The sequence below is a fragment of the Nocardioides sp. YIM 152588 genome (assembly GCF_040191335.1).
Lineage (GTDB): Bacteria > Actinomycetota > Actinomycetes > Propionibacteriales > Nocardioidaceae > Nocardioides.
In genome coordinates this window covers 20,551-33,698 of the sequence record NZ_JBEGDJ010000009.1, presented here as the reverse complement: position 1 = coordinate 33,698, position 13,148 = coordinate 20,551, and the positions used below count along the sequence as shown (strand labels likewise).

Here is a 13,148-nt window from a genome sequence, read left to right as displayed (position 1 = left end):
TCGGCGGCCGCCGCTCCGGCCAGGCACTCCGCCCCGGTCGGATTGCGTCAGACGCGGCGGAATGACGCGGCGAGACGGAGACAGCAGCGATGGCGCCTGGTCTCAGCGGCCCTCGCCATTCGATCGCCGGACTAGCCGGATCCATATCCGTCCGAGGCGTGGCGCGAAGGCGCGATCGATCGCTGCATCGAGTTCCGCAGCCCATGTGTTCACCTCGGGCTGCCGGGAGTCGTAGTGCCAGTTTCCATGTGCGTCGAACGGGACGCTGCTGCGCGTGACCAGACGTCTGTCGTCGTGGTGAAGGAGATTTCTGTACGGGTACGCCGCTCGCCTGGCCTGAGCGAGGTCCGGCCAATCCAGCTTCTCAAGAGGTGTCTCGTCGATAACCGAGTCGGCCATCAGGAGGTATCCGGACATGTCCCCCAGGACTCGTTGGAACTCCCTCAGCGCGATTTCGCCCTCGCGGCGACGTGTGCGATCACCTCGCCAGTTGTCAGCAGTGATAGCGATGGCTGCGGCGATGACACCAGAGGCCAGCGTGGTTCCCAGGGTGGCGATGACGGACACGGTTGAAGTATCGCGAGGCGCGCAGCCCGCAGGTCAAGAATCGACCCCGCGAAGCGGCGATAGGACGCACCTCAGTTCGAGGATCTCCGGGAGGCTGGACCTCCCTGGATCCCAGGGCCGACCTCCCGCAGTGCAACCAAATGCCGATCGTTCAGAGCGGTGACAAAGCTCTGGTCCGCGCCGGGGCTTGCGAAGTTCCGGCAGGAGCCCCGTGACGACGGTCAGAGTGCTGCGAACAGGTTCGCAACTGGCACGATGGCCGCCATCCCGCCACCGAAGCTGATGGCGGCCCAGCCGAGGCTCTCCCACCAACTACTGCGCTTAGAGATTCGGCGCTCCCCCTCGCCTGCTGTAGATGTCAACACCATCTGCACGAATCCACCGAGGGCTAGCAGAGATGCTCCATACGCCGGAGCGAACAGCTTCATCGTCGGCCAGTCTCGACCGGCAACCCACAGGACGGCCAGAACGATTGCGGTTAGCGCGGCGACAGCCGCCAGAGCCTTCACGGCCTCTAGGAATGACTGCGCCCTGGTTCGGTGTTCGCTCACGGCCGGAGGATTCCACGTGGAATCGGCTGGCCGGCGGAGGGGTGCCACGATGTTGCCTCGATCACTCTTGACCGCACGCCTTCAGGCTCGCGTCCGGACCGATTGCCCACACGACGTCCACGTGTCCGTACGTGCATGTGTTGCGGCGGAATGGGCGCACCTAGTTGATCGGTCGCTCTCAGCGCCTCGCGCGACCTTGACGCAGGCGTGGCGGAACCGCCGAGCCGATCACTTGTTGCCGTTCCACGGGGTTCGGCGCTGGTGCAGTGCCTGGGTGATGATCGAGACCAGTTCTTGAGGCGCATTGGTGGACCCTATGGCGCCTCGTGCTCGAGCCTCTGCGCTGTGGGCCGCCGACCGCGAACCTGAGTAGATGACGAAGGGAGTGTGGTCCCCGCCGGTGCGCATGGCGTCGAGCAAGGCGTATCCGGCCTGCCGGTCGGGTGGTCGGGCCATGTCGGAGATGACGATGTCCGCCGACTTCATGCGGAGCCGTTCCAGCGCCTCGTCCGTCGAGGTTGCGATGTCCACGATGACCCCGAGTGCTTCCAAGGCCTGCCGCTCGTAGCGGTTGTTGTCGGGCTGGTCGTCGACCCATAGCGCGACCGACCCCTGAAGGGAGCGTTGGCCTCGCTGACCCGGCAGCGCTTGTGCCAGCTCTGCAGCGGCCCGCGCTGGCGCATGAGGATCGGAGTCGGCGCTGGGTGACGTGGCGATTGCGGCCCCGACCGCGACGGCGGCCTCAATCTGCTGGCGCCTCGCAGATGCCTCGATACCTGGGGCCTTGAGGCTGAACTCGCTCAGGTTTGCCATGAAGTCGCCGAGACTCTCGCGGAACCGGATGACGAGGAACAGTACGATTGCCGGCCATGCCAAGGCATCAATAAGCGCAGCGGCAGCGGTAATTAGTTCGGTCACTGGCTGCATTGCTCTCCCGCCTCTGCCGGTCGCGCTCGCCCCTCGCGATCAGCCACTGCGTCGTCGTCGGTGGACGGTGAATGCGCGGCCGCTGCAGGGAAGGACTGAGCCCACATTCACCCTCGTCCTCGCGTTCTGGGCGCAGCCTCGCACAATGGCTCTTCCGCCGGCAACGCCCGAACATGCCGCTCGAACGGCGGCGAGTCGACTTCGTGCGACGGTGGCCCCCTCAACGGCCGCTTCGCGGCTACCAGACGATTTCCTTGGACCGCCGTCCGGCCGGTATGACACTGGCTGCTGTCGCGGCTATGACGCCGGTCCGCGACCGCGCGGAATGCGGCAGATGAGTGAGTTTCTCGAGTCAGTTTTTCGCGGCACCAGGGTAGGCTAGGGAGTAGATCTGGATGATCCCCGATGTCGACTGCGCGTACATATGCGCATCCTGTGGCCGTGAAAAAGACTCGCTGACGGCAAACTCGCGGACCTCTGTTCTAGTTCGCCTACGAGGAGATGCCCCTCAGGTGGCCGGCTGTCACGTCTCGGGCACCGCGTCCTCCTCGCTGGTCACCGACTCGGCGTCGGCGGACTCCGCCGTTTCCGTCTCCCAGACCGGGCCGAAACGGAATACTCGGGGGTCTTCGCCCCGCCAAGCTACGAAGTATTCGCCCGTCTCGACCCGGACCTGCGGTTCGTTGCCGCCATATACATCCTCGAATATGCCCAGAGCGATTGAGGTGCCGGTTACGGGAGAGAGGCCGTCCTTCTGCTCCGGCGACCGCGCTGAAAGTACGGTACTCCGGCGGTCGAAGAGGATCGCTTCATCGTCCAACATTGCGGTCTCGACGTGAGTAACTCTCCCTAGCGCAGCGCGGAAATCTGCGGAGTGCCACTCATGGACGTCCATCAAGCCGCCGTACGGGGATGCGAAGACGTACTCAGAGGCGTCGTCCCCGAGTGCCATAATCTGACCAAGAATCGCTTGGACCGTTGCCTCCCGGACCTCACCCTGAATTGATCGAAGTAGGTCAACAAGCTTGTGGTCTTCAGCATCGGTGAACCCGCGAGCGATGACCTGCCCGAGGTCTCGAGGGTCTGCGTAGGTCTGGTTGAAGACCTCGTCGACGAGGTAGTTCCTCGGAACTCGGAAGTTCATCCCCAGGATCGGTTTCGCGGAGTCAGCGGATGGGGGTACCTCGTCAACGACCGGTATCTCATCAGCGAGTCGATCGCTCTTTTTGAGCGCTGAGACGAGCGCCGCCTTGAGGTCGCCGACCTTCGCATCAGATAGCGGCGCCAGCGCCAACCGCCCATCCTCGGCAGCGTCCCACTTGCCGATCTCCTCTTCGAACTTCCTCTTGAGGTTCTTCTGTTTGTCGCTCAGCTCGGCCTGACCTGCATCGAGAACCCGGACGAATCGCTTGTACTCGGAGGCGATCTCTTGGTCGTTCGCAGGAGGCAGCGAGCCGAACGAGGAGGCAAGTGCGTGGAGTTGGGCCTTGTCGATGTAGTCGGACAGTTGAAGAGCTTGTGCGCGACCGGAGCCAGTGCCCCTCAGTTCCCACCAGTCCCACCTGCTGAACGGCGCCACGCCGCGTTCTGCGAGCGCCCTCGCCTCGATGATCTCCGCCCAAGTTCCTTGCGGCGCGACCAGAGGTCGAAGCTCAGGGTCCGCGGGATCGCGGTCATCGTTCTTGTCGCCGAGATAGTCCAACCAGCCAGAGAGGACGAGTTGGCCGGCTCTGACGTGGGCGCGGCCGGCGCCGCCGTCGTCGGAGAACCGGAAGAGTTCGTTCAACTCGTTGGCCGCCAGCTTGGCGGCGTCAGGCTTCTTCGCGTCCAGCGCGAGCTTCACAAGTTCAACCATTGCCCACGTTGCCCGGGCGGGAAGGTCTTGACGGCGGTCGGCGTCCGAACGGGAGTAGGCAGCGAGGTTCTGAACGCAGACGACGATGCGTTCCGGTAGATTCTTGAACTCGGGACCTCCATGCTGCAGGACGTCAAGCCAGATTCGGGTGAAACTACGCAAGCATTCGTCGACGTACTCCGATGAGTCCATGCGAGGCGCCTCGAGTGCCCGCGACATCGCGGCACTAACGAAGATTCCAGCTACGCGTGGCGAGAGGAGCACGTCCTGCTCGACTTCGCTGATGCTGCGAAACAGCCAGTCTCGTCGGGTAAAGGATGTCCGCCTGGAGGAGTCCAAGGTCTCGGGTCGAGCCAGCCAAACACCTTTGACGACATGTCCAAGAAGCTCGAGGGCACGCTCCGCAGTCGACAGCGCCCCAGAGCGAATGTTGGTGCCGATGGCATCCTTCAGGATCCCGATTTCTCGGTCGGTCTCCTCATCAGGAGTGACCGTGCCTGACACCTCGAACTCGACGCTCGACTGGAGTAGGCGCACCAACTTCCGCTGAGTTTCTTCGTCCAACTCTTGCTCCGTGCTGACGCGAAAGGCGGTCTCGCCGAGGCGGGTTCGATCTCCGGGCTCGACGTCCAGTGTCAGTCGGGGAGGAGTGTAGGTCTCGGCCGATCCGTCACCATCAATAGCGGTCTCGGTGGCCCGTGGGCCGAGCGAATCCAGTGCGCGACGTAGCACTTTGGGCTTGATCGACTTGACTACTCGACCAACCTCAGGGACAGGAACGCGGAGCGTCTCTCCCGCTGGATTCAGGATTCCGATCTCCCATGTGGAAGTGACGAGGTCTTTCAACTGTCTGCGAGCTTCCCCGTACGTCTGAGACACAGATTCGAGTCGGCTACTGATCGACTCAACGAGAGACGTCTTCACAACCTCGTCAAGTCTCGACGGGTGGCCGAAGAGCTGAACTAGCCGGAGCGTCGAGAGCACAAGCAACGCGACAGTGGGTACGAACCAGACCGCTGCGCTTACGAGCACGCCCATGCCGCTCGGCAGCCAGATCGTCTCGAAGGCAATCACCGCGTTGCCGACCAACCCGACGCCCGCGAACCACCCCGCCCAGATGTGGTCAAGGACGCGACTCCGTGAAGCCCCAATCGCGAGCGGCGCCTCAGCAAAGAGCTGCGCGGCAATCGCGAGCCCCGCAAATCCGACGGACAGGAACGTCGCGTGAACCTGCCAGAGAATCCCATCCCCGCCTTCGACAGCTGGAAGGTTCTCCGTGAGCCACGTCGGGTCACCCTCGTAGTGGAATACCGCCAGCAGCAGAGCGCTCAGAAAGAAGGTGCATGCTAAGAATAGGACGTCCCGCCAGTTCACGTTTCCCGGCCCCCCTGCTCCGCAGCCGCTTCTCCTCCGAAGGCAGGCTCGGCGTGGATGCGGGCGACGACGTCGTCGTCGGCGCTCTCGTCCACGCGGAGCGGCCCGCTGCGCTCGACCGTCAGATCTTCGGAGAACTGGAAGTCGGAGCGTGTGGCGTAGGCGCTCTCGCCCCTGGCGCCGCCGACGGTGAGGACGTGGTCGAGGACGCGACGCTTGAGGCTGTTGACGTCGGTGGTCGTCGCGACCTGGCGTCGCCAATCCCGGACGTGCTTTCCGGGGAACTGCTCTAGCAGCTTCTTCGAGCTCACGCTGGACGTCTCGCACCCCTCGGCCGTGAGCATGGGGGCGGGCTGGGTCAGCGAGTCAATGATCCCTACGTATTCCTCCGCCATTCCGTCGCGGACCGCTCGCTTCTCGTCGTAGGTCAGCGTCTCCGATAGGCCGGTCAAGCGTCGCTGGTACTCGTCGATGATGAGCTCTAGGGACACGAGGCCGAGGATTCGGGCCCGGAACTGCCCCACTGAATGGGATGCGTCTGCCCACCGCTTGTCCGCGGCAGCCGCAGTGCCGCCCGACTGGTGGGGGTCAGCAGCCTTCACGGGCCAAACCTATTGGGGTCGCCGACTAATATGGGGCACTTCCCTCGACACGAGTTATGGCCCGAGGTCGTCGTGAGCGGCCCACCGTGAGCCCGTGCCGAGCAGATCCGCAAGTCCAAGTCGCGACCTTGATGACAGCCATTGCTTTTTCCAGGAACTGGGAAGTTGAGGTCGGTTGCGGCCCTCGAGACCGCTCGGCCACCGCGAATACCTCCTCTGCCCCAAGCCGAGCCCAAGCGAGAAGGACCAGGCGTCGCCGCCGAACTGCGATACCGCGCCGCCCAGCGATCCCCTGAAACTCGTCCGACGGTCGCTCCCGGGGCCAGGGAAAACCTGCAGAAGGTGCTAAAGGGAGTCACCACGGGCAGCCCATAGTGGGCGGTTTGGCGCCCTCAGCCCAGCCCGACCAGCGCCGCCGACCGCTCCCACAGCCCGTCGATCAGGGCCTGGTCGTGGGCCTGCTTGTTCTCGCGGCCGTCGATCGAGAACCGGCTGAAGTAGCGGCCGTTGATCTCCGGGTCGGGGCCGTGCAGGGCGAGGGCGATCAGCGGCGCCGCGCCGTCCTCCACGCTGATCGTCGCGAACCGCTTGAGCGGGGTCCGGTAGGCGAGGCCGACGATCCAGGAGTCCCGGCCGAACGAGCTGCCGACGGGGCCCGGGTGGACGGCGGATGCGCAGATGTTGTCGTCGGACCAGCGCTGCGTGATGCCCCGGGTGAACAGGATGTTCATCAGCTTGCCGGTGCCGTACGCGACGAACTCGATGGCCCGGCGGTTCTCGTAGTCGAGGTCGTCGAGCACGATCTTGCCGCCCAGGTTCGCGATGCTCGAGGTGTTGACGACCAGCGCCGAGTCGGGCGCGGCGGTGAGCAGCGGGTGGAGCAGGTTGGTCAGCAGGAACGGCGCCAGGTGGTTGATCTGGAAGTTCGGCTCGTGCCCGTCGGCCGTCTTCTTCGACGGCGCGAAGGTGCCGCCGGCGTTGTTCATCAGCACGTCGATCGACTCGGTCCGCTCCGCGACCTCGGCGGCCAGGCGCCGTACGTCGTCGAGGCGGGCGAAGTCGGCGACCAGCGGCTCCGTGCCGACGGCCTCCGCGACGGGCCGGAGCTTCTCCGCCGAGCGGCCGGTGACCAGCACCGTCGCCCCGTGGCCGGCCAGCGTCCGGGCGGTCTCCGCGCCGATGCCGTCGCTGGCGCCGGTCACCAGCACCGTGCGCCCTGCCATGCTCTTCTCTTCGGTCTGCTCGCTGGGCTGCTCGCTCATGGTGCGAGCGTAGGGCCGGCAGGGGCGCCGCGTCGCGGGTCAGGAGGTGGCATCTCGCGCCAGGCTCGCCACCAGGTCCGCGATCGCCGGCGCGTTGTCCTCCTGGAGGAAGTGCTTGCCGGGCAGCAGCGTGATCGCGTCGAGCCCGGCCGCGCGCCGCGCCTCCTCGCCGAACCGCTCGGGCGTCAGCGCGGGGTCCTTCTCGCCCCAGACGACCTGGACGGGGTACGGCGCCTCGCCGAGCGTGCGCGCGTAGAGGTCGCGCTTGGCGCGGGTCAGCTCGAAGCCCTTCATGATCTTCAGGAACGCGGCCCCGCCGTCGCCGCGGCGGAGCAGGTCGACGTAGGCGTCGGCCTCGGCCGGCGGCAGCGCGTCGGGGTCGGCGACGCCCTGGAGCCGCATCAGCCGGCGGAAGATCGGCTTGGTCATGGTGCGCAGGTACGCCGGTCCGACCCGGGTCCGGAACGGCCGCATGGACCACGGCGGGGTGAAGGTGTCGACCTCGACGATCGTGTCCAGCACGGTCAGGGACGCGACCCGCTCCGGCATCGCGGCCGCGACCTCGAACCCGACCGGTCCGCCGATGTCGTGGACCACCAGGTGGAAGCGGTCGAGGCCGAGCGCGTCGACGGCGGCCGCGGCGAAGCGGCCCAGACCGGTCCAGGTGTAGTCGAACCCCCCGGGCGGTCGGCCAGCCCGAGCCCGGGCAGGTCGAAGGCGATGCCACGGAGCCCGCGGCTCGCCAGCTCGGGGACGACCTTGCGGTAGAGGAACGCGGAGGCCGGCACGCCGTGCAGGCAGACGACGGGCGGTCCGCTGCCCCGGTCGAGGACGAAGCTGCCGACCCCGTCGGCCTCGAAGTACCGGCCGGAGCGCTCGTGCTCGGCGATGACCTCGCTGCTGTCCATGCTGGTCTCCTCGGGTCCGCCGCGGGCTGGGGACGACAGTAGCGACCTCCGGGCGACCCGCGGGCGGCGTAGGGTGGGCGGCGTCACGTCATCGGACCCATCGAGGTGCCATGTCCTTCGAGTCCCCGACCGGTACGCGCGGCAACCGCCAGCCCCGGGGCTTCGTGCTCGCGACGTTCAACCGGTTCGCCATCCGCAGGATCCGCGCCGGCAAGGAGTCGGTCGCCGGCCTGAACGCCCTCGTCCTCACGACGGTCGGGCGCAGGAGCGGCGAGCCCCGGTCCACGCCGCTGGGCTGGTTCCCCGGCGAGGACGGGTCGTGGGTGGTCGTGGCCTCCGCGAACGGCGCCGCGAAGAACCCGGCGTGGTACCTCAACCTGGCGGCGCACCCGGACCGCGTGGCGATCGACGTGGCGGGCGAGCACGTCGAGGTCACCGCCGAGCAGCTGCACGGCGAGGAGCTGGATCGGGCCTGGGGGACGGTGGTCGCCGCCGCGCCCCGCTACGCCAAGTACCGGGAGAGCACGGACCGCGAGATCCCGCTGATCAAGCTCACCCGCCGCGGCTCCTGAGCGTCGCGCCGCCGCGGCGGCGCTCGGCGGCGGTGCTCGGCGGCGGCGCTCGGTGACGGTCAGCCGCGGGCGAGGACCCGCCACGCGATCCCCGGCCGGAGGAGCCGCTTCGGGTGGTCCATCAGGTTGGTGACCCGGAAGAACGCGGCCGCCACCACCGGGTCGCGTCGCGCGGCGCGCTGCAGCCGGCGGACGTAGCGGGCGACCCAGGCAGGGGCCGCCGGCGGCGGGCCCTCCACGCCGGGGATCTGCAGGTCGGCCCCGGTGACCACGGCCCAGGCGCGGTCCACGATCGCCGCCGCCGCTGCCGGATAGGCCGCGCGGACCGCGTCGAGGCCGCCGGCGATCGCGTCGCGCAGCTCCACGGCCTCCAGCGCGGCGACGCTCATGCCCTGTCCGAAGGACGGGTTGAAGGAGCAGATCGCGTCGCCGATCGGTGCGTACCCGGCGGGCAGGTCGGCGACCTCCTCGAAGTAGCGCCGGCGCGAGTCGGGGAAGCGGTAGCCGCGGGGTGCGTGCAGCAGCGGCCGGCTGGCGAGCAGCGGCGCCAGGTCGGGGTTCACCAGCCGAGCCGCGTAGGCGCGGAACCCGTCCTCGTCCAGCGGCGGCTGCTCGTCGAGGTAGCCGAAGAGCGTCACGATCCAGCGATCGCCCTCCTGCGCGATCGCCACGCCGCCCCGCGGCACGGCCGGCACCGGCCCCGACACCGAGACGAGACGGCCGTCCAGGTCCTCGGGGCGGCGCTCCAGCTGCGTGGTCGCGTAGCGCAGGTTGATCCGGACCCGCTCGTCCCGGGGCACGGCCAGGCCGAGGTCGCGCAGCCAGCCGACGCCGCGTCCGGAGCGTCCGGTGGCGTCGACGACGAGGTCGGCGCGCCTCGTCTCCTCGGCGGGCCCCGCGCCGGGGTGGCGCAGGCGGACCCCGACGACGCGGCCGTCCTCGGCGACGAGGCCGCACGCGTCCACGCCCTCGACGACGGTGACGCGCGCGAGCTTCAGGACGCGGTCGCGTACGGCGGACTCGAGCGTCTCCCGGGAGACGCTCATGCTCTCCTGGCCGATCGTGGTGTCGGCGAGCCGACCGCCGCCGATGTACCAGTGGCCGCTGCGGCCCAGGTCGCCCTTGGTGGCCGCGCCGGCGGCGAGCAGGTCGCCGCCGAGTCCGGGGAGGAGACGCTCGGCGGCCACGCGGCCGCTCGCGAGCAGCCCGTGGGCGTGGCCGACCTGCGGGGTGCCGGGGCGCGGCGCCGGGCCGTCGGGGAGGGTGTCGCGCTCGAGGACGATCACCTCGTCGGCGTACGGGTGGCAGGCGGCGGCGGCGAGCAGGCCGGCGATGCTGCCGCCGACGACGATCACGGTGGGCACGGTGCGGGTGGTGGTCATGGTGGCCTCCGGTGGGTCCGAGTGGGAGGCCCACCGTCCGGCCGTCAGGTGCTCATCCACCAGGTCAGGTGCTGTCCACTTCCCGACCGCCCGGCCGCGCGCTGGACGGGTCGCCGGACGCCGGGGGCGGGCCGTGCAGCTCCCAGGACCACAGCACGTCGCAGAGCCGTTCGACGCCGGCGCGCAGGTGGCGCCGGTACGTGCTGAACGGCAGGTCGAGCACCTCCGCCGCCCGCTCCTGGGTCGCGGCGGGACGCAGGTAGGTGCGGTCCAGCGTGCGGGCGGCCACCTCCGTGCGAGGGTCGGCCGCGACCTGCCGCACGGCCCTGCGCATGCTCGAGACCAGCGCGGCCGCCTCCCGCCCGTCGCCGTCACCGGCCTGGCACATCCGGGACCCGAGCAGCGGGCTGGCCAGCAGGCGGTCGGGGCGGGTCAGGTCGCGCAGTGCCGACCGCACGGCTGCGTCGAAGTCCTCGCGGGCCAGCGCGACGGGTGCCGCCACGGGCGGCGGCACCGTGCCGTGCTCGTCGATCTCCCGGGCCGCCAGGCCCTCGAGCCAGTCCGAGTAGTCGCTGCGGGCGAAGTCACGGGCCCAGACGCCGACGGTGCGCGGCTCTCCCTCGGGCCCGGTCACCGCGACCTCGCCGAGCGGCTCGAACCCGATGTAGGTCCAGATCGGCGCCCACGTCTCGTGCCACAGCGACGAGACGAGCACCCACCCGAGTCGCGGAACGGTCCACGCGCGCAGCGAGACCGCGGCGACCACGTCCGAGAAGCCGCCCAGCCGGTCCGGGGACACGACGTCGGCGATCGCCCAGTGGAAGACCACCTCCCGCGGCTCGGGCGGACGACGCCGGCTGATCGCCTCCCAGCCGAACGCGGCCACGGGGTCGGCGGCGCGCTCCTCCGGGCTCGCCTCGGACAGCACCGGGTGCACCAGGGCGCCCCGCAGGTCGCCGCGCGCGTCCTCGACCAGGTGCCCGGCGCCGGGCTGCAGGGCGAGCCAGTGCGCGGCTGCCGCCCGCCGCGCCGGTCCCTCGCTGCGGCCGAACGCCTCGACCGCCTGCGCGTGGGTCTCCGGGGTCACCGGCCGCGGCACGAGGGAGCCGAGGTCGGCGAAGGCGTAGAGGGCGGTCGCGGTCGGGTTGCCTCGGTGCAGGAACAGCAGGTCGTTCGCCGCGCGGTGGGCCTCGGCGGCCGTGCCCTGCTCGATGCGTCGCAGGATCGTCCCGCGGACGCGCCGGTGGAGGTCGGCGAACGCCTCGCGGTCGCGCCACCGCAGGTCGTGGTCGAGGGCGTCGCGGACCACGTCGTGCACGGTGAGGCCGTCCGGGTGCGCCTCGGCGTACGGCCGCTCCCGCAGCCAGGTGAGCAGGGCGTCGGCCGCGTCCTCGTCGAGGTCCAGCACCTCGCGGAGCAGCGCCCGGTCGACCCGCCGGGCATGGCCGCAGACGTGCAGCGCCCTGCGCTGGTCGGCGGTGACGGTGTCGTCGATGAAGCGTCCGAGCAGACGGGCCGCCGTGTCGGGGTGCCCGAACAGCGGACCGCCCGCGCTCGGCTCCGCGGCGGCCGGCGCGAGCGCCTGGTCGGCGGCGATGACGAGGGCCAGCGGGTGGCCGCAGGTCGCGCGCACCAGGTCCTCGACGAGCGGCTCGTCGCTCACCCCGCGGGCGCGCAGGAGGGCCGCCGCGTCCGGTGCCGTCAGGTTGCGCAGCGGCAGCTCGAACGCCAGGGAGGCCCAGACCGGGTCCGCGCGCCACTCCTCGGGCGGCGGGTTGCGCCCGGCCACCACGAGGACACTGTCGGCGGGCAGGGTCGGCAGGAGGTCGTGCCAGACCCAGCGCTCGAGCCCGGCCAGCAGCTCGAAGCGGTCGACCATCAGCACCCCGCCCGGCGGGCAGAGGTCGTCGGCACCCCCCGTGCCGGCGCCGCGGCGGAGCGAGCGCAGCGCGGCGGTCAGGGCCTCCGGGGAGGCCTCGACGTCCTGGCCGTCGACGCGGAGGCAGGGCCGCGCGCCATGGCCGGAGCCGTCGGCGAGACGGTCGGCCAGCGCCGTCAGCAGGGTCGACTTGCCGACGCCACCGGGCCCGTGGACGTAGACCATGGCGGGCGCCTCGTCCCCGTCGAGCGCTCCGAGGACCGACGCCAGCTCCGCGTGCCGCCCGACGAACGCCTCGCGGCGCAGCGCGCGCACGCGCGACGCGTTGGTGGCGGCCATGGGGTCATCCTGATCCCGGCCGACCTCGACCGTCCACCACCCCGCCGAGGTGGCGGGCGGTCACATCTCCTCGTGCGTCTCCGGGTCGCCGCCGAAGAGTCGGCCGTCGGGCCGGCCGAGCTCGGTGATCGCCTCGACCTCGTCGGTGGACAGCTCGAACCCGAACACGTCGAGGTTCTCCCGCTGCCGCGACGGAGTGGCCGACTTCGGGATGGGCAGCGAGCCGATCTGGAGCTGCCAGCGAAGGATCACCTGGCCCGGGGTGACGCCGTGCGCCGCCGCCGCGTCCGCGACGGCGGGCTCGGTGAACGGCGCCTGCCGCTTGCCCATCGGGCTCCACGACTCGGTCTGGATGCCGCGCGCCTCGTTGGCCGCGCGCATCGCCACCTGGGGGAAGTAGGGGTGCAGCTCGATCTGGTTGACCGCCGGCGTCACGCCGGTCTCGGCGATGATGCGGTCCAGGTGCGCCTCGGTGAAGTTGGAGACGCCGATCGACCGGACCAGCCCCTGCTGGCGCAGGTCGACCAGGGCGCGCCAGGCCTCGGCGTACCTGTCGACGCTGGGGTTGGGCCAGTGGATCAGGTGCAGGTCCAGGTGGTCGACGCCGAGCCGCTGCAGGGACTCCTTGGTGGAGGCGATCGCGTCGTCGTACCCGTGGTGGCGGCCCGGGATCTTGCTGGTCAGCCAGACCTCGTCGCGCGGTACGCCGGAGGCGCGCAGCGCGCGGCCGACCTCCTCCTCGTTCCCGTAGTTCACCGCCGTGTCGAGCAGGCGGTAGCCGGCGTCGAGCGCGCCGCGGATCGCGGCCTCGCCCTCCGCGCCGGTCAGCGGGTAGGTGCCGAAGCCGATCGCGGGCAGGTCGGTGCCGTCGTTGAGGGTGACCAGTGGGACCTGGCCGGAGATCTCGCTCATGCTCCCCACCGTAGGACG

At 69.8% G+C, this 13,148-nt stretch carries 10 protein-coding genes and 1 pseudogene; 1 reads left to right on the top strand and 10 read right to left on the bottom strand.

Annotated features, from left to right (window positions below; genetic code table 11):
- Positions 1 to 102: 102 nt before the first annotated feature.
- From ABLM29_RS06845 to ABLM29_RS06815, 7 genes and pseudogenes are all read right to left on the bottom strand, one after another.
- Positions 103 to 567, bottom strand: coding sequence for a hypothetical protein (locus ABLM29_RS06845; protein WP_349713262.1), 465 nt, complete (start codon positions 565 to 567; stop codon positions 103 to 105).
- Between the two features lie 221 nt (positions 568 to 788).
- Positions 789 to 1,118 (bottom strand): hypothetical protein, encoded by a 330-nt coding sequence (locus tag ABLM29_RS06840; protein WP_349713261.1) that lies wholly within the window; start codon positions 1,116 to 1,118, stop codon positions 789 to 791.
- A 228-nt stretch (positions 1,119 to 1,346) separates the two neighbouring features.
- Positions 1,347 to 2,045 (bottom strand): response regulator, encoded by a 699-nt coding sequence (locus ABLM29_RS06835; RefSeq protein WP_349713260.1) that lies wholly within the window; start codon positions 2,043 to 2,045, stop codon positions 1,347 to 1,349.
- Between the two features lie 523 nt (positions 2,046 to 2,568).
- A complete protein-coding gene (locus tag ABLM29_RS06830; protein ID WP_349713259.1) occupies positions 2,569 to 5,274 on the bottom strand; it encodes a hypothetical protein in 2,706 nt (901 codons plus the stop codon).
- Positions 5,271 to 5,876 carry a hypothetical protein gene (locus ABLM29_RS06825; RefSeq protein WP_349713257.1) on the bottom strand — a complete coding sequence of 202 codons (606 nt, stop codon included), beginning with the start codon at positions 5,874 to 5,876 and terminating at the stop codon, positions 5,271 to 5,273. The genes ABLM29_RS06830 and ABLM29_RS06825 overlap by 4 nt, the downstream gene beginning before the upstream one ends.
- 392 nt (positions 5,877 to 6,268) lie before the next feature.
- Positions 6,269 to 7,138 carry an SDR family NAD(P)-dependent oxidoreductase gene (locus ABLM29_RS06820; RefSeq protein WP_349713256.1) on the bottom strand — a complete coding sequence of 290 codons (870 nt, stop codon included), beginning with the start codon at positions 7,136 to 7,138 and terminating at the stop codon, positions 6,269 to 6,271.
- A gap of 39 nt (positions 7,139 to 7,177) precedes the next feature.
- A pseudogene (locus tag ABLM29_RS06815) lies at positions 7,178 to 8,046 on the bottom strand (alpha/beta fold hydrolase).
- 110 nt (positions 8,047 to 8,156) lie between these two features.
- On the opposite strand from ABLM29_RS06815, the gene ABLM29_RS06810 reads away from it, so the two are divergent.
- Complete coding sequence (locus tag ABLM29_RS06810; RefSeq protein ID WP_349713255.1) at positions 8,157 to 8,618, top strand: nitroreductase/quinone reductase family protein; 462 nt, start codon at positions 8,157 to 8,159, stop codon at positions 8,616 to 8,618.
- Between the two features lie 59 nt (positions 8,619 to 8,677).
- Here ABLM29_RS06810 and ABLM29_RS06805 read toward each other — a convergent pair whose 3' ends face one another.
- From ABLM29_RS06805 to ABLM29_RS06795, 3 genes are all read right to left on the bottom strand, one after another.
- Positions 8,678 to 10,000: an NAD(P)/FAD-dependent oxidoreductase gene (locus ABLM29_RS06805; RefSeq protein ID WP_349713254.1), complete on the bottom strand. Its 1,323-nt coding sequence runs from the start codon at positions 9,998 to 10,000 to the stop codon at positions 8,678 to 8,680.
- A 64-nt stretch (positions 10,001 to 10,064) separates the two neighbouring features.
- Positions 10,065 to 12,218, bottom strand: a complete 2,154-nt coding sequence (locus ABLM29_RS06800) for an AAA family ATPase (RefSeq protein WP_349713253.1) — start codon at positions 12,216 to 12,218, stop codon at positions 10,065 to 10,067.
- 60 nt (positions 12,219 to 12,278) lie between these two features.
- Positions 12,279 to 13,130, bottom strand: a complete 852-nt coding sequence (locus ABLM29_RS06795; protein ID WP_349713252.1) for an aldo/keto reductase — start codon at positions 13,128 to 13,130, stop codon at positions 12,279 to 12,281.
- Positions 13,131 to 13,148 lie beyond the last annotated feature (18 nt).